Source organism: Brevibacillus sp. NPDC058079 (assembly GCF_042885155.1).
Lineage (GTDB): Bacteria > Bacillota > Bacilli > Brevibacillales > Brevibacillaceae > Brevibacillus.
On the sequence record NZ_JBHVSO010000004.1, the window covers coordinates 87,181 to 113,845 of the forward strand.

General features: G+C 49.0%; 23 protein-coding genes. 5 read left to right on the forward strand and 18 right to left on the reverse strand.

Annotated elements, in window-relative coordinates; translation table 11 throughout:
• Window positions 1–19: 19 nt before the first annotated feature.
• Window positions 20–799, reverse strand: coding sequence for a helix-turn-helix domain-containing protein (locus tag ACFVS2_RS13590; protein WP_390234687.1), 780 nt, complete (start codon window positions 797–799; stop codon window positions 20–22).
• Window positions 800–905: 106 nt separating this feature from the next.
• A complete protein-coding gene (locus tag ACFVS2_RS13595) occupies window positions 906–1,766 on the reverse strand; it encodes a LysR family transcriptional regulator (protein ID WP_144612636.1) in 861 nt (286 codons plus the stop codon).
• A 165-nt stretch (window positions 1,767–1,931) separates the two neighbouring features.
• Here ACFVS2_RS13595 and ACFVS2_RS13600 point away from each other — a divergent pair, with 165 nt between their 5' ends.
• Window positions 1,932–2,903, forward strand: coding sequence for a DMT family transporter (locus tag ACFVS2_RS13600; protein ID WP_390234689.1), 972 nt, complete (start codon window positions 1,932–1,934; stop codon window positions 2,901–2,903).
• A gap of 122 nt (window positions 2,904–3,025) precedes the next feature.
• Here the strand turns inward: ACFVS2_RS13600 and ACFVS2_RS13605 are convergent, their stop codons facing one another.
• The 3 genes from ACFVS2_RS13605 to lplA form a co-directional block, all read right to left on the reverse strand.
• Entirely contained in the window at window positions 3,026–3,916 is an 891-nt protein-coding gene (locus tag ACFVS2_RS13605; protein ID WP_390234691.1) for a GNAT family N-acetyltransferase, read from the reverse strand.
• A 32-nt stretch (window positions 3,917–3,948) separates the two neighbouring features.
• Window positions 3,949–6,417, reverse strand: a complete 2,469-nt coding sequence (locus ACFVS2_RS13610) for a toxin Cry1Ac domain D-VI-related protein (RefSeq protein ID WP_390234693.1) — start codon at window positions 6,415–6,417, stop codon at window positions 3,949–3,951.
• Window positions 6,418–6,526: 109 nt separating this feature from the next.
• Window positions 6,527–7,516 (reverse strand): lipoate--protein ligase, encoded by a 990-nt coding sequence (gene lplA / locus ACFVS2_RS13615; RefSeq protein WP_390234695.1) that lies wholly within the window; start codon window positions 7,514–7,516, stop codon window positions 6,527–6,529.
• A gap of 242 nt (window positions 7,517–7,758) precedes the next feature.
• Here lplA and ACFVS2_RS13620 point away from each other — a divergent pair, with 242 nt between their 5' ends.
• Window positions 7,759–9,516, forward strand: a complete 1,758-nt coding sequence (locus ACFVS2_RS13620; protein ID WP_173620567.1) for a methyl-accepting chemotaxis protein — start codon at window positions 7,759–7,761, stop codon at window positions 9,514–9,516.
• 89 nt (window positions 9,517–9,605) lie between these two features.
• Here the strand turns inward: ACFVS2_RS13620 and ACFVS2_RS13625 are convergent, their stop codons facing one another.
• Window positions 9,606–11,369 (reverse strand): sensor histidine kinase, encoded by a 1,764-nt coding sequence (locus ACFVS2_RS13625; protein WP_173620568.1) that lies wholly within the window; start codon window positions 11,367–11,369, stop codon window positions 9,606–9,608.
• On the reverse strand, window positions 11,359–12,084 hold the full coding sequence (locus tag ACFVS2_RS13630) for a response regulator transcription factor (protein WP_390234699.1): 726 nt from the start codon (window positions 12,082–12,084) through the stop codon (window positions 11,359–11,361). The genes ACFVS2_RS13625 and ACFVS2_RS13630 overlap by 11 nt, the downstream gene beginning before the upstream one ends.
• Window positions 12,085–12,282: 198 nt before the next feature.
• Here ACFVS2_RS13630 and ACFVS2_RS13635 point away from each other — a divergent pair, with 198 nt between their 5' ends.
• Entirely contained in the window at window positions 12,283–13,272 is a 990-nt protein-coding gene (locus tag ACFVS2_RS13635) for a M23 family metallopeptidase (protein ID WP_390234701.1), read from the forward strand.
• A 72-nt stretch (window positions 13,273–13,344) separates the two neighbouring features.
• On the opposite strand, the gene ACFVS2_RS13640 is transcribed toward ACFVS2_RS13635, so the two are convergent.
• Entirely contained in the window at window positions 13,345–13,944 is a 600-nt protein-coding gene (locus ACFVS2_RS13640; RefSeq protein WP_390234703.1) for a DJ-1/PfpI family protein, read from the reverse strand.
• A 132-nt stretch (window positions 13,945–14,076) separates the two neighbouring features.
• Here ACFVS2_RS13640 and ACFVS2_RS13645 point away from each other — a divergent pair, with 132 nt between their 5' ends.
• Window positions 14,077–14,784 carry an ArsR/SmtB family transcription factor gene (locus tag ACFVS2_RS13645; RefSeq protein ID WP_173620572.1) on the forward strand — a complete coding sequence of 236 codons (708 nt, stop codon included), beginning with the start codon at window positions 14,077–14,079 and terminating at the stop codon, window positions 14,782–14,784.
• Here the strand turns inward: ACFVS2_RS13645 and ACFVS2_RS13650 are convergent, their stop codons facing one another.
• The 10 genes from ACFVS2_RS13650 to ACFVS2_RS13695 form a co-directional block, all read right to left on the reverse strand.
• Window positions 14,785–15,672: a DMT family transporter gene (locus tag ACFVS2_RS13650; RefSeq protein WP_390234705.1), complete on the reverse strand. Its 888-nt coding sequence runs from the start codon at window positions 15,670–15,672 to the stop codon at window positions 14,785–14,787.
• A gap of 95 nt (window positions 15,673–15,767) precedes the next feature.
• Window positions 15,768–16,925, reverse strand: coding sequence for a GNAT family N-acetyltransferase (locus tag ACFVS2_RS13655; RefSeq protein ID WP_390234707.1), 1,158 nt, complete (start codon window positions 16,923–16,925; stop codon window positions 15,768–15,770).
• A complete protein-coding gene (locus tag ACFVS2_RS13660) occupies window positions 16,906–18,240 on the reverse strand; it encodes a F390 synthetase-related protein (RefSeq protein WP_390234709.1) in 1,335 nt (444 codons plus the stop codon). The genes ACFVS2_RS13655 and ACFVS2_RS13660 overlap by 20 nt, the downstream gene beginning before the upstream one ends.
• On the reverse strand, window positions 18,228–19,079 hold the full coding sequence (locus ACFVS2_RS13665; protein WP_390234711.1) for an MBL fold metallo-hydrolase: 852 nt from the start codon (window positions 19,077–19,079) through the stop codon (window positions 18,228–18,230). Before ACFVS2_RS13665 ends, ACFVS2_RS13660 begins: the two co-directional genes overlap by 13 nt.
• Window positions 19,069–20,070, reverse strand: a complete 1,002-nt coding sequence (locus ACFVS2_RS13670; protein ID WP_390234713.1) for an NAD-dependent epimerase/dehydratase family protein — start codon at window positions 20,068–20,070, stop codon at window positions 19,069–19,071. Before ACFVS2_RS13670 ends, ACFVS2_RS13665 begins: the two co-directional genes overlap by 11 nt.
• Window positions 20,071–20,085: 15 nt before the next feature.
• Window positions 20,086–21,261 (reverse strand): ATP-grasp domain-containing protein, encoded by a 1,176-nt coding sequence (locus ACFVS2_RS13675; protein WP_390234715.1) that lies wholly within the window; start codon window positions 21,259–21,261, stop codon window positions 20,086–20,088.
• On the reverse strand, window positions 21,251–22,246 hold the full coding sequence (locus ACFVS2_RS13680) for a beta-ketoacyl-ACP synthase III (protein WP_390234717.1): 996 nt from the start codon (window positions 22,244–22,246) through the stop codon (window positions 21,251–21,253). The genes ACFVS2_RS13675 and ACFVS2_RS13680 overlap by 11 nt, the downstream gene beginning before the upstream one ends.
• 172 nt (window positions 22,247–22,418) lie before the next feature.
• On the reverse strand, window positions 22,419–23,114 hold the full coding sequence (locus ACFVS2_RS13685; RefSeq protein WP_390234720.1) for a response regulator transcription factor: 696 nt from the start codon (window positions 23,112–23,114) through the stop codon (window positions 22,419–22,421).
• Window positions 23,111–24,568, reverse strand: coding sequence for a sensor histidine kinase (locus ACFVS2_RS13690; RefSeq protein WP_390234723.1), 1,458 nt, complete (start codon window positions 24,566–24,568; stop codon window positions 23,111–23,113). The genes ACFVS2_RS13685 and ACFVS2_RS13690 overlap by 4 nt, the downstream gene beginning before the upstream one ends.
• 26 nt (window positions 24,569–24,594) lie before the next feature.
• Complete coding sequence (locus ACFVS2_RS13695) at window positions 24,595–25,500, reverse strand: hypothetical protein (protein ID WP_390234726.1); 906 nt, start codon at window positions 25,498–25,500, stop codon at window positions 24,595–24,597.
• Between the two features lie 174 nt (window positions 25,501–25,674).
• Between ACFVS2_RS13695 and ACFVS2_RS13700 the strand changes: the two genes are divergently transcribed.
• Window positions 25,675–26,553 carry a proline iminopeptidase-family hydrolase gene (locus tag ACFVS2_RS13700; RefSeq protein WP_390234729.1) on the forward strand — a complete coding sequence of 293 codons (879 nt, stop codon included), beginning with the start codon at window positions 25,675–25,677 and terminating at the stop codon, window positions 26,551–26,553.
• The last annotated feature ends 112 nt before the right edge of the window (window positions 26,554–26,665 follow it).

The window sequence follows — 26,665 nt, forward strand, 5'->3', positions numbered from 1 at the left end:
AGACAAGGGACTATTGTTCTTATTGAGGAAGCCGCTGAATGAATCTGTTCATGAGCAAAGAAAGAGAAATCAAGATGGGAGGGTCGTCCGGATGAGGCACATGAAGTGTAACTTGCTGATGAGGGACGATCGTAGTTGGTGTGACAATGATTGGTTTCTTGGAACGTGTGCGCAATGTCTCGTACGGCAAGAGAAAATCCATCGCCTGCATGCCCCAGGCAACAGACGTCGCCATCAAGTAATACGTGCCCGGCTTGACATTGGTAAAACAAAAATTGCCTAGTGAGGGCAGCAATGTTCCGTATAGAGGAAGACCTTCTGGAATCGGCTTGGCAAACAATCCAATCAAAATGACGCCTTGAAAAGGCTCCGTGGACTCGATTGTTCCTGCGATGGTCATCGGTCGCTCGGGGGACGGATGTAACCGAGTCCACTCTGTCAACTGCTGCAAGGAAAGGAGACGGTCTCCCGCTAGTTGGGCGGTTTCTCTAAATTCGCTAGGCGATACCCCGACACGCTCCGTAAAACGGGTAGAGAACGTCCCCAGGCTCTGCTGGCCAATTTCCAGACCGATGTCGCGAACACTCATATTCGTCCTTAGCAGTAAATCCTTTGCCCTTTGGAGTCGCATGGTCGATACGTAATAAAGAGGCGGGAGACCGATTCTTTCTTTAAAAATCCGCGCAAAATGATACTGGCTATACGCAACATGATTCGCCAACCGGGAAAGCGGCAACGGCTCGTCTAAATGCCGATGTATATAAGCGATCACTTCGTCAATTTCGGTATACCTGTCCATCAATCGAGCCGCTCCCTCCTTCTTCTGCACAGCAAAATATAGAACGTTTGTTCTGAAATAAAATTTACCATATTTTTCTGACATATGGAAGAGGAAATTGCAGCACTTACGCTTTCGTTTTCTGCAAACGAATTTCGTTCAGAAACGCTTGCATCGTGTTCGTTACAAATGAATCTTTTCGGCGAATAAAGACGGTTGTCACCTCATGATAAGGCTCCGGGATGCGATGAATATGAACCGTTCCGCTCTCAACCAAGTGATGTACTGCCGACTTCGGTAAAATGGTAATGCCGATCCCCGCTGCCACGCCCCCGATAATTGTCTCAAACGTTCCGAATTCCATCACTTTTTTCGGAATCAAGCCCTCTACCTTCATCCAGGTCTCTAACCGTTCTCGATACCCGCAGCCCTTCTTGTAGAGCAAAAGAGCTTTCCCTGTGATATCACTGGCAGTGAAGGAACTGTTTTTCGTTACCAACACCAGCTCCTCTTGAAACACTTGCTCCTGCTCGATCAAAGGATGGTTGATCGGTCCACTCACGAACGCTCCATCCAGCGCGAGATCCAGTACTTTTTGCAGCAAATTCTCTGTCACACCTGCCTTAAGAGAGATATCCACATGCGGATACTGGCTGCAATACGAGGATAGCAACCTCGGAAGGGCATTGATCGTCTCGACCATCCCAACCTCCAGCACCCCGGACGGCTCGGAAGCCCGATGAAAGTACTTTTGCATTTCTTCGAACTTGGCGATGATCTCTCGCGAATATTCGAGCAGGCGCTTCCCTTCTGTATTCAAAGTCATGCCTCGCTTGTTGCGATAAAACAAAGGTGTCCCCAGCTCTTTTTCCAACAGCTTGATCCGCGCCGTCACATTCGACTGAACGTAGCTCAACTCGGCGGCGGTCTTGCTCACGCTACCCAATGTGGCGACCATCTGGAATATTTTCAAATCATTGATCTCCACGTTTCTCCCCCTCATTCCATCTATCACTGAAAATGATACATAAAGTTATTATCAATCATTATACTAACATATTTCCATCCAGTATGATGTGGTAAGTCAGCATCATAGAGAAAGTTCAAAAAGAAATGTCTTTTTGAACACATATCAAAAGGGAGAAATCGCATAATGAATAAGCAACTACTTTTGGGGTCAATTTTCTGCATGGTCGCCAGTATGTCATGGGGGGCGATGTTTCCGGTTGCGCACATCGCACTGCAAGAGATCGATCCATTTTACTTCTCATTTCTTCGCTATTTTTTCGTAACAATCATTTTGTGCGGTTTGCTCTGGGCAAAAGAAGGCTTATCTGCTTTTCGTTTTGAGGGGCGCGGGAAGTCTCTGCTGTTTTTTGGAACAATGGCGTTTACCGTCTACAATATGGGAGTATTTCTCGGGCAGGATTTGATGGGAGAGCCAGGCACGATTGCAGCGTCCATTATGGAAGTGCTCATGCCAATGATCTCGATTATACTTTTGTCCATTACCACTAGAAAGCTGCCGCCGTACTATACGTTGGCGACGATTCTCGTAGCTTTGGTCGGCGCTGTCCTTGTTATTACCAATGGCAATCTTACCTTCTTTACTACAGCAAGTGAGCATTTTATTCCATTGTTCTTCATTTTCATCGGTGTCGTGGGTTGGGTGGTCTACTCGATCGGCGGCGGGCGTTTTAACACGTGGTCTACGCTTCGCTACTCCACGTTGACGTGTCTCTTAGGAACAGGAGTGAATTTCGTGATTGTCACGACTTCCTCCCTCTTTCAATGGCTTCCGGTTCCTACCGTCGAAACGGTGATGTCCATCAAATACGAAATGGCGTTCATGGTTCTTTTACCTGGCTTTGTAGCTCTTTTGAGCTGGAATGCAGGTATCAAGCTGCTCACTCCGCTCAACGGCATTTTGTTTATCAACCTGGTTCCGATCACGACCTTTGCCATGATGGCGTTTCAAGGCTATGAGATCAGCCGTTACGAATTGTGCGGGACCTTGCTCGTGATCCTTGCCCTGATCGGGAACAATCACTTCCAAAGAAAGCAACTACAATACCGTTCAGTCACAAAGCAACAACCGAGTGGAAGAAAAGTTCCTTCCATGTAGTCTAAAAAAAGTAAGGATAGACATTCAGGAAGCCCTGAATCTCTATCCTTTTTTTATATCTATCGTCGCTGTACCTACAGGGGCTTGAAAAAGGAAACGGCTCTATCTTAAAGCATACATTTTTAACAGAAGTGATCCGAATATTGTCTGACTAGTACCTTCGTCGTTTCAATCCAGAGCTTCCGGTGCAAAATCGTCGGACCTAATCTTCTTTCCATAAACCGCAGCATGGGCTCGTTGTCATGCTCGACAAAGCACATGCCAAAGGGAAACACTGGCTGCACCTGTGCAATGGTTTTCATCAACAGCGTAATTCCTCTTGCCTGCTTCTGATACTTTTCCTGGACGAACATCGTTTTGTACAAAAGCAGATTACCGGCCATTCGCTGTACGATCACCCAGCCAATGACTTTCCCTTGATAGCGCAAGCCTGTACTGTAATCGAGATCAAATTTTCCTTCTTCAAAAAACGGAGACAGTTGCGGCGTGTACCATTGCCCTTCTCCCTGTTCAATTTCCAGTCGCTCTGCTGGGGTCAGGTCTTTCCAGGGAAAGAGGGTAAAACCTACGGGGAGCGCCAGCCTCTCCACCCAATGGCATTCACCCAACCGCATCGAGCCGAGTGTGTACATATAGGTTTTTACCTTTGGCAACTGCCAGCCTTCCCTGATCGCAATTTTGGAGAGCCATGAAAAATCTTGTGCTTTGATAAAGCCAGCGAACTGACCATCGCTGATGCCTTGCTCTCTCATTTTTTGCTCAGCGTGCCACAGCAGCTTCATGCCCATTCCCCGCCGTTGATGCCCCTCTGCTACCACAAGCTCGATGATCTTGGCCTGTCCTTCGTTTACAGCGGATCGCCCCAACACGATGCCCGCAGGCTGATTGTTGTTAGAAGCCCCGAATCCCCAAACAGATGAGCCATTGATCTGGTCCAGCAACTCCAGATGCTTGGGGTGCACTAACGATTTATACGCCCGTGCAGTGCTGGCAGTCAGTTCCTCTAGTTGCAATGTTCGTACCTCCTCGATGGACTTTGGCTTACTCATTGCTTGGGTTTTACAGGTGCTGTTGCGGTACCTTGTATAAGATTCCCGGCCTTATCCCTCATGAAGCCCGGTTCAAAGGAAACCTTGCTCTGTTCCGTGATGAGAGACCCGAACATGGTATAGAAAGTATCTTGAAACGTAACGCGAATGGTGTTTCCTGACACCTGGAATTTTGCATACGCCGTTACTTCTCTCTTGTCGTCAAAATTCCCGGAAGGTGAGAATAACAACTGTAAATTAGGGTTCGGGTCATTGCGAAGTGGTTCTGACGCCGACAATGTATAGGTTGTTCCCTCTTCGGTGACATCTGGAGACAATTGTGGGTTGGTAGCGTCAAAGCCGACACCAATCTCCTCTGTATCCAGCAAGTTTTCACCCCGATACAGCTTGAACACTGCATAAGAGTTGTCATCTTCTGCAACTGCTGGTTTGGCCTTAATCGTCACTCCATAATCTCCATGGGTCATTTCCAGTAAAGACTCGTCGACCTCGACGGTGATGTACTCCTTTTCATTGATCACAAAACGGTCTAACTGGTTGTCATAGTTGTACGAAAGAGGCTGGTTTTTTACAGATACCTCAAGATATTCACTCAACGCCCTCTTGTCCATTGCTGGCTCCCATTTGTCGGCAATCGTAACTTGACGGGACTGAGTCGTTGCAATCGGCAGCTCGATCTTGGCATCTGGCAAACGATCTATGCGTGGGTTATTGAACAACATTTGTGCTTTTGCTACATAAGACATCCAGTGTGTTTTTTCTGGACTTTCCCTCAGAAGCTCGACCTTGGAATAGGCCGCATCGATCATTTCCAGCGTGACCTTGGGCCTCAGTTCGACCATATCATTCGTCGTATAAAGTCCCTCAACTGCTCGCTTTGCTTCCTCCAGCAGATTATCCCCTTGATCAAATAGCTCCTGCGCTCTTTGAATGGCCGCTAACAGGAATACCTTTGTCTCCGACCCATCTTTTAGCCTATCTACCTTTGCCTTCGCTGCATCGATGGTGCTCTGTGTCACTTCTGGGTTTAGCGCTGCCTGGCTTTCATCGGTGAACAGGTCACGAACAGCTTTTTTTGCTTCGACTAGCAGCAAGTCGTCATACTGCTCCTGTGCCTTCCTGATATCAGCAAGCAGACCCGGCTTTTCCGATACACGATTGTCCAGACCCTCGACCAGCTTCTTCGCATCATCGATCTGTTTCTGGGTCGTTCCTGCCCGTAGTTCTTCTTTCTTCCCATCCGTAAACAGCTCTTCGACTGCTCTCTTCGCTTTTAGCAGAGCCGGGATCGGCGGAGGATCGCTTGGGGGCGTAATCACAATGACGGGGTCTTTGAAACGGATGGAAAAACTGTCGCTCGTGACATCTTTCTGTGCGCGCTTGATGCTTCGCTTGTCGATCGTGAAGCTGACCTCTTTTACAGTGTCCGCGACTGTATGCTTTCTGGCCTGTCCCGTAAACAAAATGGTGAGCTCGTCGTCGCTCTCTTGTTTGACCTCAATATCCAGCCCGTCAGGCAGATTATGTACCTTGATATCATCGGCAGACAGTTCATCAAGGAACTTGCCGTTAGACAGCTTGAGCGTTTGTTTTGCCGTGATGCTGCCATCATTTGCTCCTGCTTCTTCTATCAACGTCTCGCTGACAGAAAGCGCGGGCAAATCAGGCAGTTCCGCTCCATCTACGGCTATCTCAAAGACGGCTTCCGCATCGTCCATTTTGGCCGTAATTTCTACCAGACCTTCATTCTTGGCTGTTACCTTGCCCTCGATGTTGACAAAGGCAATTCGTTTATTGCTAGAGCTCCAGAGCAGCTCCCGTCCAGTAACCACGCGATCATTTTCATCAAATGCAACGGCGATCAGCGTTAGCGACTTATCCGTATTATCTTTGGTTGATAGCCGCGCATCCTCAGCGACCGCTACCAGCTCGATCCGCTCTGCTTTTGTCCCTCTTTCGGCAATCACGAATGGTTCAAATTCCTCTTCTTCGCCGTCATACTGTAAGCGCAGGGAAACCGTCTGTTCTTTTTTCGCTGCACGAATCGGTGAAAAACTGAGCAAAACTAGCTGTTCTTCCTCTAGCCAGACAAAGCTTTTGATTTTGATCCGAGTGGGATTTCGATCATCTATAGCGGCCCTCAAACGGAAATCCTTTGCAACAGGTGCCTTGTCTGGAGCTGTCTCCAATCGATAGGCAATAAAGCCGTTGGTCGCTGTATGCCCCTCTGACTCTAGCAAGGACTCCCATGACTGGTTCTCTTCTTCTACTACTTCCTCTGATACCTCTCGTACTTCCTCTTCTGTTTGTTTTTCTGCTACTGACGGGCTGGCTGTCCCGATTGTCTGGATTTCTTTAATCGGATAGGAAACGGCTGCATAGGCATTGCCGACAAAGGAAAGCAAAAAACCAGTGGAAACAACGGCAGTTAAGATTGTTTTGGCTTTTGGCTGCTGTTTGCCCATATGTAAATACCCCCTCTTTTTCTTCTGTATGACAAAATAATGCAAACTAATGCTATCAGAGGAGGAAATGAAAAAAACCTAACAAAAGTTAGGTTTTTGACGTACTTTTTTAGACGAGCAATAGATCGACAAAAGACGCTTGATCCAGCTTCCCGAAAAACTCTTGGAGATTGATATCGGCCAGTCGATCACTGATTGAGGCACGATCATACGGCGTATCTCGCAGCACTGCTTCCAGCTCCGCTACATCACGTACACCGAAGAAATCTCCGTATATTTTCGCTTCTTTCACTTTGCCTTTCTCAATATCAAGCTGAATCTCCACGGTGCCGATATCGAAACGTTTGGATTGACGATAGTTGCTTTTCGGAGACTTGCCGTAGTTCCACTCCCAAGTCTGATAACGGGAACGGGAAAGCTCGTGAATGTTCTCCCAGTCCTTTTCAGTCAGCTTGTATTCTTCGATCTCCCCTTCTCCAAAAATCGACCAGAGAATCGCCAGACGGAACTCTTCAATGGTCATCTTCGTCTCCAAAAACTCCGAGATGTTGGCGACACGGCTGCGAATAGATTTGATCCCTTTGGACTGGATCTTCTCTGCGTTTACCTTGAGAGCAGACACGACGTTTTCCATCTCCGAATCAAAAAGCAGCGTGCCGTGGCTGAACATGCGTCCTTTGGTCGAATACTGCGCGTTTCCAGAAATTTTCCGTTCCCCGACCTGTATGTCATTTCGTCCTGTCAGCTCTGCTTCTACCCCTAATGTTTTCAAGGCTTGTACCACAGGAGCCGTGAATTTGCGGAAATTGTGGAAGGACTCGCCGTCATCATTCGTAATAAAGCTGAAGTTGAGATTGCCCAGATCGTGATAAACAGCGCCGCCTCCAGATAGTCTGCGAACGACGTGGATATTGTTTTCCTCTACATAAGTTGCATTAATTTCTTCGATTGTGTTTTGGTTTTTCCCGATAATAATAGAAGGTTCATTAATATAAAACAGCAAGTAGTCGTCACTGTTGGGCAAATGCTTCAGGGCGTACTCCTCAATCGCCAAATTGATGCGTGGATCTGTAATCCCTTGATTATCGATGAATTTCATTAGATAGCCTCCATCCGTAAGCGTCCTATCTTCCTAATCATACCATTTCCTGCTGGTCTGTACTGCTTTCGAATCTGCTCATTTATGCAGCGACGATTACTTATCTTATTTTTTTTGTAGATTTTTTGAAAATCCTCTTTAAAAACGTTTTCATTTTGTCGATATAGGAACGTAAGTCTAGGGCAATCATCTTGGTGTTTTCTTTTCTAGATCAAATACTATGGACCAACGAGGTGTTCTTTATGAAAACAACCAAGTTCTCCCGTTCAAGCTCTCTTCGTACTAAGCTCGTCCTGTTATGTCTGCTACTATTGGCGATTCCTTCCCTTAATATTGGAATTCAGGGCTATTATTCTGCGAGCTACAGCTTGGACGACATGGGCAGCCGCATCTTAAAAAACAACGTGAACTTGACGATTGAAATGATTGATGTTCTCCAGAAACAGGTCGAAGCTGGCAAAATCAGCAAAGAAGATGCACAAGAGCAAGTAAAAATTCACATCCTCGGGCCTAAGCAATCAGATGGAACCCGCTCCATTAACAAAAATATCGATACTGGTGCCAGTGGATACATGTTCGTTCTGGATGAGAAAGGTGTCATGCTGGCCTCTCCTACAATTGAGGGGAAGAATCAGTGGGATGCAAAAGATCCTGACGGTATCTTTTTTACCCAAGAAATGATTAAGCGCGGTCAGGAAGGTGGCGGCTTTACATACTATCAGTGGTTGAAGCCAGCGGAGCCAGATATTCTCTATCCGAAAATCGCCTACTCCAAGCTAGACCCTCACTGGGGATGGATCGTAAGTGCAAGCAGCTACATGGAAGACTTCAATGCCCCTGCCGAAGAAGTACTGTCTGATTTGATGCTCGTGCTGGGAATCTTCTTGATCGTCGGATTCGTCGTCTCGTGGTACGCCTCTGGGTTCATTTCCAAGCCGATCTCCTTGGTTACCGAGCGTGTGAAAGAAATTGCTGGTGGTGATCTGTCCGGAAAAGACATCGTGATAAAAAACCGTGATGAAATTGGGCAATTGGTACATGACGTGACCCATATGACAGAGAATTTGCGCCAGCTCATCTCTCGCGTCCGCATCAGCTCTCTGCATGTTGCTTCTACCTCTGAGGAGCTGACGGCGAGTGCAGAACAGACGAGCAAGGCAACCGAGCAAATTGCCGTCACGATGCAAGAGATCGCCATCGGAGCAGAGGATCAGTCCAAAACGATCGATGGAACGGTTAAGACGATCAACGATATGTCCTCGAGTCTGCAACAAATTGCATCCAGTTCCGAACAAGTCTCTCTGACAGTCGATACAACGAACATGCTGGTCTCAAACGGCAATGAAGCGATTGTCGGTAGCATCGCTCAAATGAATTCCATCAACACTACTGTCCAAGAGCTGGCAGAATCAATCAAAATGCTTGGTCACCGCTCTTCGGAAATCAGCAAAATTATTGAGGTCATCACATCAATTGCCGAACAAACGAACCTGTTGGCGCTAAACGCTGCGATCGAAGCTGCCCGTGCTGGAGAGCATGGACGTGGATTTGCTGTCGTCGCCAATGAAGTACGTATCTTGGCCGAGCAATCAGCAAAATCTACTCAACAGATTAAAGACCTCATTAGCGCGATTCAAGTCGATACGAACAAAGCCGTATACGTGATGGAGACGACGACATCTGAGGTTTCGGCTGGAATCGAAGTCGTACATGAAGCCAGCAAGGCCTTCCAGGAAATTTTGTCTGGAACGACAGAAGTAGCACGTCAAATTCAGCAAGTTACCACAGCCACTCATCACATGACAACCGGAGCAGAGCAAGCTGTCCATTCCATTGAAGCGATTGCCACCACTGCGGAGACAACGGCTTTCGGAACACAAAACATTTCTGCTGCCGCTGAACAACAATTAGCCTCTATGGAGGAAATTTCGTCCTCTGCTGCTTCCTTGTCAAAAATGGCGGACGAGCTGCATGAATCGATTCAGCAATTTAAGGTATAACGACGATAATCTCTCAAACGAAAAAGGCTGCCTTTGCTGGTCACCCCTGACCTCGCAAACGCAGCCTTTTCCTCTCCATATTAGCCTATTTAAGCCCGAGGCGATTGCTCCGCTTCCCACGTAATCGAAATCGTCGTCCCCTGCCCGACAGCTGTTTTTACTTCGATTGAACCACCAAACGCTTCCACTAATGCTTTTGTAATGACCATCCCAAGGCCAGAGCCTTCCGTGCGGGACTCGGTGTCTGTGCCACGATAATACCTCTCGAAAAGTCGATCTGCTGTTTCTTCATCCATCCCACTACCATTGTCGCTAAAAATGAGCATTGCTGTTGATGGCTCGACTGCCTGTACGCTGATGGACACAATCGTACCACTCTCGTTATGAATCAAGGCATTAGCTACCAGATTATCCACGATACGCTGAAACCATGGCTTGTAGACGAGCATGTAAACAGGTTCAGCAGAGGGGGTAAACCGGATGCAGCCTTCCGGGTACAAGGGATGTTTTGCTGCTTCGGTAATGGCTTCAGCGGTGAAAACATTCAGGTCAACGAGCTCGACTGTAGGGGCGCCTTGTCCGTTCCTCAATCGATACGTCAGCGCCAAATCGTTGATCAAGTCTTCCATATACGCTGACTTGTCCAAAATAATTTTGGCGAAAGTATGTACCTCTTCTGTCGTCCACGTATACTCAGCATTTCCTAACAGATGCGCGTACCCTTTGACAGAGGACAGTGGTGTTTTCAGATCATGGGAAACGCCTGCGATCCACTCATTTCTCAATTGCTCCGTTTCTTGGCGCAGCTTTTCATTGCGATAAAGCGTTTGCGACAAGGAATCCATCGAGTCAATCACATCTTGGTAGATACGGTATTTGCGCTTTCTTTTCCCTCGCTTGTCTTGGCTGAGCGGAACACCATCCGCATTGGCTGGCTCCTCGTACTTTCCTCCACGCAGAAAGGTCAGCCATCGTAAAACGTGAACAATCGGTGCACCAAATCGCTGTCCGAACAAGTAGGACACAATCCCGAAGACGAACATCGCCGACAAGAGCAACATGCCCATCCCGATGAAAAGGGCCTTACTTTCCGGTGTCAATAGCGGTTCTTCCCCGGGAGTCGTTCCTGGCAACGGATAACTGAGTACCCAGGTTTGGCCGCTTTTTTGATCATAATGCGATACGATTGTTGCTCCGTAGCGATCTGGGTATATCGAGCGTAGCGCCAGTTCTTCCACCGAGAAATCCTTAATCGCTTTTGCAGGCTTATTGAATGAAGCCAGCTCCGCTCCCTTCGGATCAAGGAGCTGTACCCAGCCCGCTTTACTCTTCAATTGATTTTGGACGCTTGGAGGAAGCATGATCTCGTTATTTTTACGATCAGCCTCCTTAATCATCTGCTGCAAGAAGTCGTCATCGCGGTTCGTCATTCCATACAGCAAGGTGTGTACTACGCCGTCTTTTTCCTGTATCCATAGCGATAGCTGATACGGAAACGGGCTTTTCCGGAGCCAATAAGCCGTTAATTGGCCAGGACCGTAGTAGCTGGGTACGTCAGGCGGGGTAAAAAAAGAGTCGGTGACATAACCCTTTTCATCAATTCGCTGAAGCCACCCTCCGCTTTCTCGCACCTCCTCGAGCAGCTTCGGGTCAAAACGGACATCCTCTCCCTCTACTTCAATGGTCTGGATCAGCCTCTGCAAGCCGACACTCTCAAATTGACGAGAGGACTGTACTTTTGACATTTCTTCAAGCGTCCAATATAACGTAAACCCGGCTAACACAAAAAGAATGAGGCCAACCAGCACCAACCACATGATCAGATGGAGCGCGATTCTACTCTTAATATTCATAAGGAAGGCCCTTTTTCACCATTTTGTACCCGAGTCCCCTGACGTTCACCAAAAACTCCGGTTGCCCTGGATCGGGCTCGATGCGCTCCCGAATCCGGTGGATATGTACCATGATGGTGTTGTCGTCACGTAAACTATTCACGCCCCATACTCGTTCGTACAGCTCGCTTTTCGAAAATATCCGATTCGGATTTTTGCACAAAAATAGCAACAGTTGAAAAACAAGGGACGGACAAGGAATGACTTTCCCCTCCACACAGAGCTCCCCTGCTGCTTCATAGACTTGAAAACACCCAAAATCATAGACCCCTTGAACGGGTGCTGTCGGTACGATCGGGTTCGGTTTGCGCGTACGGCGAAGCAATGCCTTGATGCGTGCGACGATTTCCATCGGATTAAACGGCTTCGTCACGTAATCATCTCCGCCAACGGCAAATCCAGTCAGCTTGTCAAAATCGGTATCTCTCGCACTCAAGAACAAAATCGGCGCATCCGTCAGACGGCGGATGAATGGACAGGCTTCTATGCCGCTCATGTTCGGAAGCGTTACGTCCAGGACAATCAGGTCATAGCTTTTTCGTTCGCATGCACAAAGCGCCTCCTCGGACGTTTTCACCTTGTCGATCGAGTGGAATCCTTCTTTGTGCAGTACAGTCTCAAGCAATTGGAGAATGGCTTGCTCGTCGTCCACGAGAAGGATAGCTGCATCTTTCACGATCACTTCGCTCCTTTTGCGCTTTTGCGTTATCCTCCATTTTATCATGCGTAGTGTCAGCGCGCGTTCGCAACAACCTTAACGGAATCATAATTTTGCCGTGATCGATTTAAGCATCCTGTAAGGCAGCGTTTCATGTCCGATAAGAGTGGCTTTCTATAATAGAGCTAGCGCTAAGAAAAAGATAGGAGTGGCGACATGAAAAACGTATGGATTTCACTAGGGGTAGGAGCAATTCTTTTGACAGGATGTGCTGCGCAATCAGAAGCAACCGCAATCCCCTCTACTACTGAATCTCCCACAAAGAAAGAAGAAGGTGCAAAGACGATGACGGTTAAAACGGAATCTTTTGTGCAAGCTCTCCTTAACGGAAAAATAGAGGATGTATATGAGCAAACAAGCCCGTCATTCAAACAGCAGATTTCAAAAGCACAGTTTGTAGAAGGGTATACTGCTTTTAGCTCGGGGGTGAAGTCGTGGAATCACCATTCCCACACGTCCGTAAACGGCAGTGATTATGACACTTGGGTGGATCAGGACGCCAAACGGGGCCTTGTCCTTACGACGGATGAAAAAGGGATCATTACGGGCGTTTTATTAAAGCCGCTGCAAAGCTACCCTGACACCGACAATGCTTTGACAAAGCTAGCGTATAGCGCACCGTTTGCAGGTGAGTGGTATGTGTTCTGGGGAGGTCAGACTGTCCTTTCAAACTATCACTACGAAGTGGAGGGCCAACGCTATGCATACGATCTGATTCAGGTCAAAGACGGATTATCCTACAAAGGTGATCCTGCGAAAAACGAGAGCTACTTCGCATTCGGGCAAGAAATACTTGCACCGCAGACAGGAACCGTCGTGCATGTCGTCAATGATATCAAGGATAATGTCCCTGTCGGAGCGATGAACGCGCAGCAGCCCGCTGGCAACGTCGTCATCCTCGATCATGGCAAGGGAGAATTCAGCTACTTCGCCCATTTAAAGGAAGGCTCCGCCAAGGTGAAGGTTGGCGATCGTGTGGAGAAAGGGGATTTGCTTGGGGTATGTGGCAACTCTGGCAATTCCAGCGAGCCTCATCTGCATTATCAGGTTTCTGACGGTAAAGATTTGTTCACTAGTAAATCCCTTCGCGTACAGTGGGAGAACAGATTGAATCCGCGTCAAGGTGAAAGCATTACCTCGAAGTAAATCGTATAGCTGTTATACATCGGCAGCCCATCCTTTGGTCTTGTATCCAAAGAGATGGACTGCCGCTTTCTTTTAGAGGACAATATCATACTCCATTGTCTTCGCAGTCTGTTCTGCTACTTCCGCACCTACTAATCGTTTAATGATGTGAAAGGACATATTGATTCCCGCTGAGATCCCAGCAGATGTCACGATATTTCCTTCATCCACGAATTTTACTCCTTTTTGCACAATAACTTTTGGAAATTCCTTTTCCATTCGATCGAGACTGGCCCAATGGGTCGTTGCCTTTTTGCCCGATAATAAGCCTGCTTTTGCAAGCAAAAAAGCTCCTGTGCAGACAGAGGTCATCAGCTCCACCTGCTGCATTTGCTCACGAATCCATTTAATCACCTGCTCATTATGTACTTCTCGTTCCCTCGCACCTACCCCGCCAGGAATGATGAGAATATCAAAAACAGGCATATTGGCAAAGCTGTAATCAGGTTGAACCTTCAGACCATTCAGCGTCTGAATCATGCTCCCTTTTTCCGATACCGTTTCTACACGAAAAGGTATATGGCTGCCATTTTCCATAGACGTCACCGAGAATACTTCAAGCGGACCTGCAAAATCCAATACCTCCACATCGTCAAATAAAAAAATGCCTACTCGCCATTGCTTGCTCTCCATGTAGATCTCCCCCATTTCATGTTTGGATATATTTTACACCAGCTATATACGAACATCTCTAGTTTTTTTAGCTGTAAGATTCTGCTAGAGTCATTAATAGAAGAAAAAATAATGGAGGAGGTCCTCTGTCTGATGAGTACCAGCCCGAATATTATAGAGGTCGCGTCCCTCATAGGAGAACCATCTCGTGTCTCCATCCTGGTCAGCCTGATGAACGGCAAGGCACTCCCCGCCAGTGAACTCGCACGAACCGCAAAAGTCACCCCCCAAACGGCAAGCACGCATTTGGCAAAGCTGGTGGAAGGCGGTCTTTTGGTCAGCGAGTCGCACGGCCGACATCGCTACTATCGCCTAGCCAGCCCTGATGTCGCCCATGCCCTAGAATCATTAATGACGATCGCTGCTCCTAAGCCTGTCCGTTCCTTGCGCGAGTCCGACCAATTGCGAGCCATCCGGTATGCTCGCACCTGCTACGACCATCTCGCAGGTGAAGTGGGCGTTGCCCTGACGCAGAAATTGCTGGAATTGCAGTTGATTGAAGCATCCGGCCAAGACTACGTGCTCAGTGAAGCGGGGAAAACCAAGCTGCAATCACTCGGCGTAGACCTTCAGGCTAAGCCGAAGAGCAGACGTCGTTTTGCCCGTCCGTGTTTGGATTGGAGCGAGCGCCGCCACCACTTGGCAGGCAGCCTCGGGGCCTCCCTCACCAACCGTTTTTTTGAGCTTGGCTGGATCGAACGAGTGCCGGGCGGGAGAGCAGTCCGAGTCACGCCGTTAGGCAGCTCTGGATTTATGACCGAGTTCGGACTGCATGTAGATGAATGCAAAAAGCACAGCTAGCTACTCTGCCAGCTGTGCTTTTTCACTTACTTGCCTCCGTGGAGCAAACGTCCAGTTCACCAGGAAAATCCCTGCGAAAATCAACAATCCTCCCACATACACATGCCATTGCACTACCTCACCCAGCAACACCCAACCCGATAAAACACCGAAGAACGGAGCGAGGAACAAGAAAGCACTCGTCCTGCCCGGATCTCCATGATTCAACAAGTAAAACCACGTCGCAAACTGCACAATGGAAGCCATGATCGCGAGCCATAGGACGACGAACACAGCGGTCGGTGTCACAATCAGCTTCGGCGTTTCGAGCGTGAACCCCATAACGAGGAGAAGAATTCCTCCGAACAACATCTGATAGGCTGTCATCACCCACACATTGAAGCGGACTCCCCACTTTTTGACGAGAATCGTGGCCATTGACCACGCAAGGGCGGACCCGATACCAAACAGCGTTCCCGTCTCCCATTGCAGATGGAAGCCAAGCGTGATGAACACCCCAACCAGTCCAATCAGAACACCCATCCATTGCGTCAGCCGATAGGATATACCTAGAAACAACGTTCCCCATACGACCACGAGCAGTGGGTTCATAAACGTCAGGATCGAGGATTCACCCGCTGTGATTGTACGCAGACTCAAAAAGATACACCCCATGACGGCGGTCGTCTGCAAAAATCCGATCAAACATAGCTTCCCCCAGTCACCCGCCGACTTCGGGAGCGGCTTTTTCCATACCCACGCGCCCATGATCAGTCCTGCCAACGTAAAACGCAGTCCTACCAGTAGCAATGGTGAAAAATAGGCCAATCCAATCTTTCCTACTGCAAAAGACGAGCCCATCAATGATGTCGTCACGACGACAAGTATGCCGAACAAAATTCGATTCATTACGTTGTTCCCCCGTTTCAGGCAAGCTACTTGTTTCTTCTTCCATGTAGTGTACCTGACGGTTAGTTCGATGAGGGTCGAAGTGTGCAAATGGTTTACAGTCGGTACTTCTCCACCATTTTGATCCCGATTTGATTCAGCAAGACAGCGAGCACCTTCCAGACCGCTTGACGATAAAACGGCAAATGTTTGACATACACCGCTGTATATTCCGCTTCCCCCTCGGCTCCCCTGTCCGCTTTGAATGCGCCTACGCCCGCACTTTGATGGAGCAGGATGCCTTTGCTCTGTGCTTCTTGAACCAAGAGGCATGACACCATCCGATACAGTCCGGTCTCTTTGGGGAGCGTCGTATCATAGCCGAATAGCGGCGTTGTCATCACACCATTTCGTTCAAAATAGCCAAGAATGCCGTCCAGTCGTCCGTCTTTTTCCAAGCCGATGAGGGTCAATGTCCTCTTTTGCATCGTCAGTTGGACGAACTCCACCGAAAACTGTGGATTATGCTGGGAGTATTTATCCAGATACAGCGCGTTATATAAAGCAACGATTCGCTCGACATGCTGTTCCCCCAGCTCCTCATGACGCAGGATGCGATAGCCGGATTTGGCAAGCATTTTTCGATCGCGGTTGAGCGTATTGCGGACCCGCCACTTGCCCTGCGATGGCCAGTCGGGGTGAAAAAGGTAGACGTAGCGGCTGGGGACCATGAGATAGCCCTTCTCTATGAGCCCCTTGTGGAAATCCGGATACAGCCTCCGACAAACAGAACGAAACGCGATGATATGATCAGGGAACTTTTGGATGCCTATTTCCGTGAGGTCCTTCACTTCATCTGCACTCACATCATGATACAGATTCGTCGATAACAGCCAATTGTTGACGATGACCATTTGGTTGCAATGGCATTTTTTCATCCAGCGTCCAAGCCCTGTCAGTACAGTCGACAATACCCGCCTCAGCACCACTGAATCGAGCATGCCTAGCTCTTCCTTCGCATACGTCACGTAATGGGTAAACACTGAACTGACATACGAATTGTCGTACTCGGTATCGTTCACCGTTACGGGCATGATCCGATCGCCTACACGGAGTGCATGCATCTGCGTTTGTACATTTTGCACATAGCGGGATGGATGTTCCGTCATCATGGGCAACAAATAGCTTTTGACGTAGTCGGCGTCCTGCGCCTGTTCCCAAGGGATTTGCCCCGCCGAGGTCCCTTCATACCATTCAATTAAGTGCCTGCTCACCTTGAACAAACATCCTCTCTACCCGCCGCAATTTTTTCGTGCCGAGATTCAACTCGTACGGTGCAAACACAATCGCAGGCAATTGTCCTTGCTGATCGGCAATGACTCGCTCCAGGCCTTGGCGTACTCGCTCCTGCTCTTGCGTGGACGGTCCTTCCCCATCCTTCATGAGCAGTGCTACCTCAACTTGCTCGTAGCTTAGCTGCCGTACTACATACTCTTCGACCGCATCAGACGAGGTAATGACGGCACGACGGATGAAATCAGGAAAGACCGATATCCATCGCGCTTCGTTTTCATGGCGAAAAACAAACAGATCATCTGCTCTGCCCTCAATCGATTCCAGCGCCATAAACACCGAGCCGCACGGACATGGCGTACGCTTTTCCGTCAAAATGTCGTTCAATCGATAACGGATAATTGGCTGTGTCGTCCGGGAAAAGTCTGTGATGATCGGAAAGAATCGCTCCTTTTGCTCATCGAGATACTCCTTTTCCACCACCACGAGGTCTTCATTGACATGCAACGTCCCGTGTGAGCAGCTCACCGCAAGCAGCCCTTCTGTGCATTGATAAATTTGATGCACAATCTGCCCAAACACTTCTGCGATGTACGTTTGATCCAACGGGTCCAGCACTTCCGCCACCGAGATCACCTTGATAGGAGATATCCCCAATTTCCCTTGACGCTGAGCAGTCGCGAGCATTCTCAACATCGAGGCTGGCGCAACCAACACCGTCGGCTGATACTGATTCAGGTGATCAAGGTGCTGATCGAGCGGTATTTGCAAATCGAAGAACGAGAATTGAATGCGACGCCTGTTGACCGCCGTATACAGGTTGCTATTCGCTCGCAAGAAAAAAGCAATCCGCTGTGTCGACCATAGCTGACCAGGAAGTGCTTTCGCCAAAATCACCCCTACCCATTTCGCCTGCTCCTGCGGTCCCACGAGAAAAAGCCCGCGATTGCCAGATGTCCCAGAAGACAAGCCAACGGTCACGCCATTTAATTGGGGAGTGAAATCGCGTGTCGTTTCTCCTTTCAGTGCAATCGCAAATGCTTCTTCCTTCTTGATCCCGCACGTGTTCAGCTCGTCATAATGGTCCATCATGCTCTTTTTATCAATCGGCTCCATCTGTCTCCATTGTTCTGGTGTTCCCAATCTCTTTCGGTAAAAAGAAGAAGCTGGCAAAATGCGGGACAACATAGCTCTGACCTGCGCTTCTTGCCATTTTACGAGCTGCTCACGCGAGGAAAACCGACGGGCAAGCCACTTCGTTTTTACATACTGCTTCAAGAGCGTCATGATCTCCATGCGAACTCTCCTCTACTGGCCTGCCAGACTTCCCCGCAGTGTGTCGGCATGATTTTCATGTCGGGACGTTGACGGGATAGCACATGCAGCTTGTGCAAATGCTCACGATACGCTTGTCGATCTGCCATGATCAACCTAGCCAACGGATGGGGCAACAGGTTGCCGCGATAGGCTTCACTCGACCAAGCGGCATCCGCGCACAAAAATACATCCCCACGATCCCGATCACGCAGGAACACACCAAACTGCCCGATTGCATGTCCGTTCAGATCGACGATGTACAGACTCTGATCCGCAAACAAATCGTAGCCTTCCGTGTATGGCGCGTAAGCATCAGGCAATGCCACCAGCCCTCCTCGATCAATGAATGTCACCCGTTCTTCGAAATCGTCAGGCATTAAATCAGGCAAGTACGCCTCCCTCAGCGCCGCCCAACCCGTCTTTCCCTTCACATGGTTGTAGGCACTCTCGAAGCAGTATAGTCGCGCATGCGGAAAATCTCGCAGACCGCCAATATGATCCGCATGAAAATGAGAAATAAGAATGCCCGCTATGTCTGTCATTTTGATTCCGCGTGCCGCGAGCTGCTCAGAAATACTCTCATGTGCCTCCGAGAATACGGGCGTTATTTTGCCGTACAGCGAATAAGGAAGCTTGCTCGTGGCTTCAAAAAGGCGCTGCGAATAGCCCGTATCAAAGAGCAGCATGCCGTGGACGGGGTGCTCGATAAGCCCAGCGATGGCGTGAAACGGAATGTTTTTCATCCGGCCGCCTTTTCGTGAAAACATCTCGAGTTGTTGGCAGTAGCCCGTGTCCATCAGCGTCAGTTTAACGTCCATCATGCGTCCTCCACCATTCTGTAAACGTCTCTATGCCTTGGGCAATGCTCACTCGCGGTTCATAGCCCAGATCGCGCTTCGCCTTTGAGATATCCAACGTTTGTGATTTGGCGAGCACGCCTACCGAGTAACGTGTCAGGACCGGCTCGCGATAACCCAAAACGGTCTTGGAGAGTGTCTCTAGCACCCAAGCTGCCGCATACGCCTTCCAATATGGCAGCTCGCGCGTTTTCAGCGGAACCCCCAAGCGACGGAACACATCTGACAACACCTCGATCATCGTCACTGGCTCTCCATTTGTAATGTTGTAAGCCTGTCCCAATGTGTGCGCTGGAGAATCCATGCACAAGATCAGCGCGTCCACGACATTTTCCACATAGGTCAAATCAATAATCGCCTTGCCTCCGTCGATCAGCGGAACGAATTTCTTTTCATTGGCGCGGATCAATCTGGGAAGGATTGCATTGTCCCCTGGGCCAAACAGGGCCCGAGGACGAATCGTTATCGTCGGAAGCCCTGCAAGAAACGCCTTGTCGACTTCCAGCTCCGCCTGATATTTGGTCTGTGCGTATGTATTGGCAAACAGTACGGGCATCGGCTCATCTTCGCGGATTCCCAACTTGTCGTCAAAAGCAAAATAAATACTCGGCGTCGATACATGGACCAGACGCCGGATGCCGTGTTGCTTGCAGCCCTCGATGACATGAATCGTTCCTGTCACATTCGTCTCGTACATGTCACGATACGTTCCCCACGGGGAGGAAAAAGCAGCCGCGTGATGCACGATGTCCTGATCGCGGCAAGCCTTCAACATGGCTTCTCTGTCTCTTAGGTCTGCCCGAAGGAATCGAATGCCTCGCTCCTGCAATTGTCGGCCGATTCGCTCGTCTCGTCCTTGCGCTGTTACCTCATAGCCCATTTCATGCAGTCGTGTAGCCAGCTTCTGTCCGAGAAACCCCGTCGCCCCTGTTACTAGAACTCGCTTGTTCATTTCTTCCTCACGTCCTTACGCCTCTTCTCCGTTCCATTCGATATCGCTCGTACTGCAAGCGATCATGCTTTTTCTCGTTCGAAAGCTCTGCCAAGCCAAATCTGCCAGCATGGAGAACTGATCAAAAAAAGGCCCCGGATCATCCCGCCGAAACAGTACATCCCTCGCAGAAAGCAGGTCGCTCACCCAACGCTTTGCCTTCTTGCCATTCGTCATGCCAGCAAGGCCGTATGTCAGCATCGCCATCCCAAGCATGCAAGCTTGTTTTCCAGCAGGAACAACGGTTTTTCCCCGATCCGAAAAATAAGCAGCCGCAGCCTCTTGCTGTCCCGCAAACAAATGCACACCGCTTGTCAGGCGTGGATTGCATTCGATCACGTATAACTCTCCCTGCTCATTCTCAATGAAATCAAATGCGATTTGTCCGCTAAACGTATGCCGTTGCACGAAGCGACTAACAAAGTCCCTTACCTGTGGATGGGCTGAATAGGCAAAGTGAATCGAGGCACCCTGCCCTGCTGTATGTGTTGTTTCATAATCGGCGTACAAGGTGAGCTGTCCATCACGAGCAACAGCGTAGCTGCACACCTGTTTCCCTTTTATAAACTGTTGGACTAACCATGGTTGCTTAACTGTCGGTTCGGGTAACGTGGACTGCTCTACCGCAGAGGACGGGTCTGCCACGATCTGTACGTGAGCTGCGAAGCGAGAATAGACGGGCTTCAGCACAACTGGTGCCCTTGCTTGCAACATGGCCTCCCGCAATTGAGCCGGAGATTGTACCCGAACCGTCTGTGGAACCAGTGCTCCCACCTCGCGCGCCATTTCGGCAAAAAGCCATTTGTCGTGCAGCGAACGTAGTACCTCGATTCCTTCTACAAGCACTTCACCAAAGTCAAGCAAGCGATCCCGCCCGCGCGAGACGTAGAATATTTCCTCGCAAGTCGGGATCAAAAGACCGATACGCTCACGCTGCATGATTCCGCACAGCTTATCGATATAAGCATCGGGCTGCTGTCGGGGAGGAGGTACTTGGTAGGAGCGCTCTACATAACGAGAGTGCTGGCATAAATGTCGCCGCGCACTCTCCGCTACAATGACCCGATGTCCCGCAGAACCCAGCAAGCGCGCCAGCTCTAACGTAGCTGGAGCTCGTCCTCCTGTCAGCAAGACTGATTGTTTAGTATTCAAGCACAATTCCCCCGAGTGACAAGCCGGCAGATGTGCCCAGCAGCATCAGGTGATCGCCTCGCTGTACCCGATTCTGCCTAATCGCTTCATGCAGCGCCATCGGGATCGAAGCTGCGATGACATTGCCGTGCTCTACCAGAATGTTAACCATTTGCTGGTCGCTAAATCCGAGCTTACCTGCCATGATCCGCATCGCCATCCCACTGGCCTGATGAGGAACGACAGTACGAATTTGCTCCTTGGTTATGGAGGCTGAGGACAGCAAGCGATCCACAAATCCGGTAATCAACTGCGAGGTCAGGCGAAAAATTTTCCGTCCGTCCATATCAAATGCAAAGTCTGCTTCTCTTCCTTGCGCAAATTGGCTCGGGTGGATCAACGTACCGCCACCCCGTATTTCGGAATAATGCGCTCCTTCACTATATGTTTTCATACTTGAACCCAAGATGCGGGAGCTTTCTGTTTCTGGCGTCCTGCCGATGACAACAGCCGCAGCTCCATCTCCGAACAGCACGCAGCTCTCTTTTTGCTCCCAATTCAAACCTGCGGAGGATATCTCTGACGAAATGATCAAGACTCGCTCGTAAATACCAACCGCCATCTGGCACGACATCACATCAAGTGCAGTGACAAAGCTTAGGCATGTCGCATTTATATCAAAGCAAGGAATACCTGTTTTGCTTAGTTGAAGCTCTTCCTGAATCAAGGCAGCCGTGCATGGGATTTCCTGCTGAGCCGTCCCGCTTGCACATACGATACAATCGATATCGTGAAGGGAGAGGCCCGCCGCTTCCAAAGCACGCCTAGCAGCAATGGCTCCCATCTGTGCTGCCGTTTCGTTCGTCACAAAATGCCTGACGCTTACCCCGGATTTTTTCTCTACCCATCCAGCCGCAAGTCCCAGCTTTTCTTCTAGTTCTGCCGCTGTCACTCGCCGAGTGGGCAAGTATTTCCCTGTTCCGAGGATTTTGATTTTTCTCTCCATGATCTGTGTCTCCCTTAGCTCGCATTACTCACACACTATTCGACATCTGCCCTATATTTTACATAAGTCTGTCGATTTATGGTAAACAGAATAAACACTTGGTACTAATTACCCAAGTGTTTACGTATACCGCATTTTTTGTTACGCAAGCTTTACCACAGGTTTCCACCTACTATAGTAAAAAGCGATAACCGACACCCCACACCGTCTCGATGTACTGGGGCTTAGCCGGATCACTTTCTATTTTTTCCCGCAGCTTGCTGATATGCACCGTCACCGTCGCGATATCCCCGTACGAGTCGAGACCCCAAATTTTTTCAAACAGCTCTGTTTTGCTAAATACCCAGTTGGGGTGGGTTACCAAAAAGAGCAGGAGGTCGTATTCCTTGGAAGTGAACGCTACTTCGTTTCCGTTAATGTAAACTCTCCTCGCCAGCTTGTCGATGCGAATCCCACGAAGCCTGATCTCCTCTTTTGCCGTACGCGGTTTGGAATCGGAGACGAGACGGTCGTAACGGGCCAGATGGGCTTTGACCCTCGCTACCAGTTCTCCCAAGCTAAAAGGCTTGCTGATATGATCGTCGGCTCCCAGACCCAGGCCACGGATTTTGTCGATGTCTTCCTTTTTAGCGGAGACGAGCAGGATCGGAATATTTTTGGCTTTCCGCACTTGCTTGCAGATTTCGAAGCCATCTACGATGGGGAGCATCAGGTCTAGAATCAGGAGGTCATACTCCTCTTGCAGTGCCTTTTGCAAGCCCGTATCGCCGGAAGTAGCGACATCGACCGAGTAGCCGTTTGCCTCCAAGTAATCCTTTTGCACCTCTGCGATCACCGTGTCATCTTCAATAATTAAAATATGTTTCATTCCGTGTCACCCCCGGCTCTCTTGAGATCTGGCAAGGTAAAACAAATGCGGGTCCCGCGTCCGCTCTCACTCTCCGCCCATGCTCGACCACCGTGCCCCTCCACAATTTGCTTGACGATGGCGAGTCCAAGACCACTGCCTCCCATGGCCAAATTACGTGAAGGATCCGCCCGATAAAAGCGATCAAAAATATGGGGCATTGCTTCTTTTTCAATCCCTGTCCCATTGTCGGATATCGCCACGATCACTTCACCTTCAGCTTTCTCCACTTCCAATCGGATCAGCTTCTCGTCCTTGTTCAAGTACTTCAGGCTATTGTCCACGATATTCATGAGCACGCGATGGAGTTTTTCCTGGTCAGCCATGACTGGAATCGGACTTTCATTATGCTCGTCGTAACGAATAGGAACGCCGTTCATCCGCGGGTCTAGCCGCAGCTCCTCGGCAAACTGAGCCATATATGCTCGCATATCGACTTCTTCAAAGTGAAAGGGAAGCTTGTTCAAATCCAGTCTCGAGAATAAAAACAGCTCATCAATCAGACGATCCATCTGTTCCGATTTGATGGCAATCATCTTCATATATTTTTCCCGCTTCGCTTCCGTATCCGCAATTCCTTCCTGAACTGCTTCCACACAGGCTTTGATTCCTGTTATGGGTGTTTTTAGATCGTGCGAAATACTGGAAATCAGTTGTTTACGATTTTCCTCATACTGAAGCTGCAAGTGGATAGAATCATACAATCTGCCACGCATCTCTTCAAATGCTTCTCCCAGCTCTCCTAGTTCATCTTTGCGATGGAGTTGAACAGGATGCTCCAGATTGCCTTCTTTAATTTCGTTCGCTGCCTGCTTTAAGGCGTACAACGGTCGAATGATACTGCGCGAAACAAGAAACGTTAGTACACCGTTCGTCAGCGCCACAATCGTTAAAAGACTGAGAATCAATGCGATAAAAAAATAAATGCCTGTCTGCATAAATGGGAAAGAATTCGCAAGGAAGTAGAGCTTTCCTTTACTCTGATCAGCAAAAGTGAACTCGTACGTATCAAACGTGTAGCCGTCCTGTTTAAACTGCTGCCAGCTGTGCATACGCTCCTGATCCGGCTGATCCTGCAAATAGTCAGGCAAGTCAGCGCTATCAATAGACTGGGAGAAGAATAGTACTTTTTCGTCCTTTGTCAGTATCAATGCACCGCCAACTGCTTGTAGCTGCTCATCCGTCTCTGTCAGCATGTTCTGGTTCGTCAATTGTTCGGGAGCGTATTTGGCCATGAATGTGACACCAGCAAACAACTCGTCTCGTTTATTGAGCGTATCACGAAGGAACGGTTTGCCTGCTTCTCGTTCTCCCCAGAAGTAATTCGCCAATCCCGATGCCACCAATCCAAACAAAACAAGGGGGATAATAATCATGGCAATATAGGAAAGCAAAAGTCTTGTTTTGATCGACATGGTTCATCCCCCCTTGCAGTCATGGTTTACTCGGAATCGGAATGCTTCGTCCAGCCTGTTCTCCATTTGTTCTTCATATCCTCGCGGGAAACCTTCTCGACTTGCTTGCCAGTAAGTTCGATGCGATCAGGTGTGGTCGTACCCAGATCGGACAAGTGGATATCCAAAGAGAGCTGGAGCTTGTGCTCTTTCCCAGACGCGTCTGTTCCCGAGAGGTGCACCACAGCAGATTGCTGTTCGATTTGATTTTTTTCGTCGATCTTGGCGTTTAGCAAAACTTGGTCTACTTGAAAATCCTTTTGCAAACGAGGAAGTTGGACAGATAGATGGTTTTCAGAGGAAGACGCTTCTTGACTATGTTCGGCGAGCTTATCGTAGAGAATAGGTCCGGCTGCCTGGATAAATGCCGGAATTTGCTCTTCGGAGAGCTGAAGCGATGTACGCTTGCCTCCATCCGGTAGATTCTCAACGGTCGCGTTTTTTCCAAGATCGCCGAATACCGTAGCAAACAGCTTATGCATCATGGCCCCGCGATTGTTATCGACGTCATTTTCTGGGTGGTGTCCTCTATCCATTTTTTCCATGACCCGATAAACGTTACTATCCCCTTTTTTAACCACAACTTGATCCTTTTCCAGAAAGGCTTGCATGCTTTTCTCGCCCAGCGTGTCTGTAAAAGTCGCATCTATATTTCCGATGTGCTGGTTATGATCGATCTTTGCGACTCCCTCCAGTGTGAGCAGCTTCGCTCCGTTGTCTGTGAGCGTTAACTGTGCGTGGGCGGTCATGTTCTTCGCTTCCTTCGTTTGATGCAGGGCTGATTCATATACGCCCATCGTCGTGCTATCCGCACTCACAGATGCCCCGTATCCCCAAATCAATGCTCCTGTGATTCCAACCGACAAGCTGATACCCAACCATTTTTTTCGCATGTTGATCCCTCCTATTTTCATCGAAAGCAATCTTCATCGCTTCCTATACCAGTGATGATAAATAGAGGGTCTAAACACGCTCTAAATCAATTCTAAAAAAAGTGTAAAAACAATTCCATATGCTATATTGATAGAAGAAGAGATCAGTATGAACCTGAAGTGGAGGCATTATCGATGAGTATGCAAGAAGGCTATATTGACGTTCCTGGCGGAAGAGTATGGTACAGTCGTGTCGGAGAAGGGGAGAAAACGCCTCTGATCGTCCTTCACGGAGGACCTGGCAATACCCATGATCCGCTCAAATCAACGCTTCAAGTCCTAGGCAACGACAGACCCGTTATTTTCTACGATCAGCTAGGGTCAGGAAATTCCGATCGCCCGACTGATCTGACTCTTTGGAAAACCGAACGCTTTGTGGAAGAGCTGGCTTGCATCAGACAAGCCCTTGGCTTAAAAGAGGTCCACATCCTGGGGCACTCGTGGGGCACGATGCTGGCAGCAGCTTATTTGGTGGATGCCAAGCCGGAAGGGGTACAGAGCATCATCTTCTCCAGCCCATGCCTGAGCGCAGAGCGTTGGAAACAGGACGCAGATCGCTTAATCGAGCAATTGCCAGTGGATGTACAACAAACCATCGCCACACACGAGGAGCAGGGCACAACTGATTCACAAGAATACCAGGATGCCATGAAGGAATACTACAAGCGCCATGTGTGCCGCCTTGATCCAATGCCAACAGTCATGACAGAAAGCCGTCCAAAAGCGAACAAAGAAGTGTACATGACGATGTGGGGGCCGTCTGAATTTTGCCCGACAGGGAATCTCAAAACATTCGACTACACACCCAAGCTGCATCAAATAAATATCCCTTCCCTGTTCGTTTGTGGCCGTCATGATGAAGCGACGCCTGAATCGACAGGTTATTATCAGTCTCTGGTGCCAAACGCCGAGCTCCATGTCTTTGAAAACAGCTCACATGTCGGCTATCTGGAAGAGACAGACGAATACGTGCAAGTCATCCGCAGCTTTTTGCAAAAAGCAGATACGAAATAAAAACGCCGCAGCCTCGCCGGCTCCACCTACTATATTTTACCATTGGTTCTCTTAAGAGAACCAAGCAGGACCGAATCTCGCAAGCACGTCCTTTTGCAAGATTCGGTCCCTT

Coding starts and splice junctions, on each gene's coding strand:
- lplA (WP_390234695.1), bottom strand. CDS start 7,516: ATGAAATTCATCGATAATCAAGGGATTACAGATCCACGCATCAATTTG.
- ACFVS2_RS13640 (WP_390234703.1), bottom strand. CDS start 13,944: ATGGAGAGCAAGCAATGGCGAGTAGGCATTTTTTTATTTGACGATGTG.
- ACFVS2_RS13635 (WP_390234701.1), top strand. CDS start 12,283: ATGAAAAACGTATGGATTTCACTAGGGGTAGGAGCAATTCTTTTGACA.
- ACFVS2_RS13685 (WP_390234720.1), bottom strand. CDS start 23,114: ATGAAACATATTTTAATTATTGAAGATGACACGGTGATCGCAGAGGTG.
- ACFVS2_RS13600 (WP_390234689.1), top strand. CDS start 1,932: ATGAATAAGCAACTACTTTTGGGGTCAATTTTCTGCATGGTCGCCAGT.
- ACFVS2_RS13650 (WP_390234705.1), bottom strand. CDS start 15,672: ATGAATCGAATTTTGTTCGGCATACTTGTCGTCGTGACGACATCATTG.
- ACFVS2_RS13660 (WP_390234709.1), bottom strand. CDS start 18,240: ATGGAGATCATGACGCTCTTGAAGCAGTATGTAAAAACGAAGTGGCTT.
- ACFVS2_RS13645 (WP_173620572.1), top strand. CDS start 14,077: ATGAGTACCAGCCCGAATATTATAGAGGTCGCGTCCCTCATAGGAGAA.
- ACFVS2_RS13620 (WP_173620567.1), top strand. CDS start 7,759: ATGAAAACAACCAAGTTCTCCCGTTCAAGCTCTCTTCGTACTAAGCTC.
- ACFVS2_RS13590 (WP_390234687.1), bottom strand. CDS start 799: ATGGACAGGTATACCGAAATTGACGAAGTGATCGCTTATATACATCGG.
- ACFVS2_RS13665 (WP_390234711.1), bottom strand. CDS start 19,079: ATGGACGTTAAACTGACGCTGATGGACACGGGCTACTGCCAACAACTC.
- ACFVS2_RS13700 (WP_390234729.1), top strand. CDS start 25,675: ATGAGTATGCAAGAAGGCTATATTGACGTTCCTGGCGGAAGAGTATGG.
- ACFVS2_RS13610 (WP_390234693.1), bottom strand. CDS start 6,417: ATGGGCAAACAGCAGCCAAAAGCCAAAACAATCTTAACTGCCGTTGTT.
- ACFVS2_RS13670 (WP_390234713.1), bottom strand. CDS start 20,070: ATGAACAAGCGAGTTCTAGTAACAGGGGCGACGGGGTTTCTCGGACAG.
- ACFVS2_RS13695 (WP_390234726.1), bottom strand. CDS start 25,500: ATGCGAAAAAAATGGTTGGGTATCAGCTTGTCGGTTGGAATCACAGGA.
- ACFVS2_RS13680 (WP_390234717.1), bottom strand. CDS start 22,246: ATGGAGAGAAAAATCAAAATCCTCGGAACAGGGAAATACTTGCCCACT.
- ACFVS2_RS13625 (WP_173620568.1), bottom strand. CDS start 11,369: ATGAATATTAAGAGTAGAATCGCGCTCCATCTGATCATGTGGTTGGTG.
- ACFVS2_RS13690 (WP_390234723.1), bottom strand. CDS start 24,568: ATGTCGATCAAAACAAGACTTTTGCTTTCCTATATTGCCATGATTATT.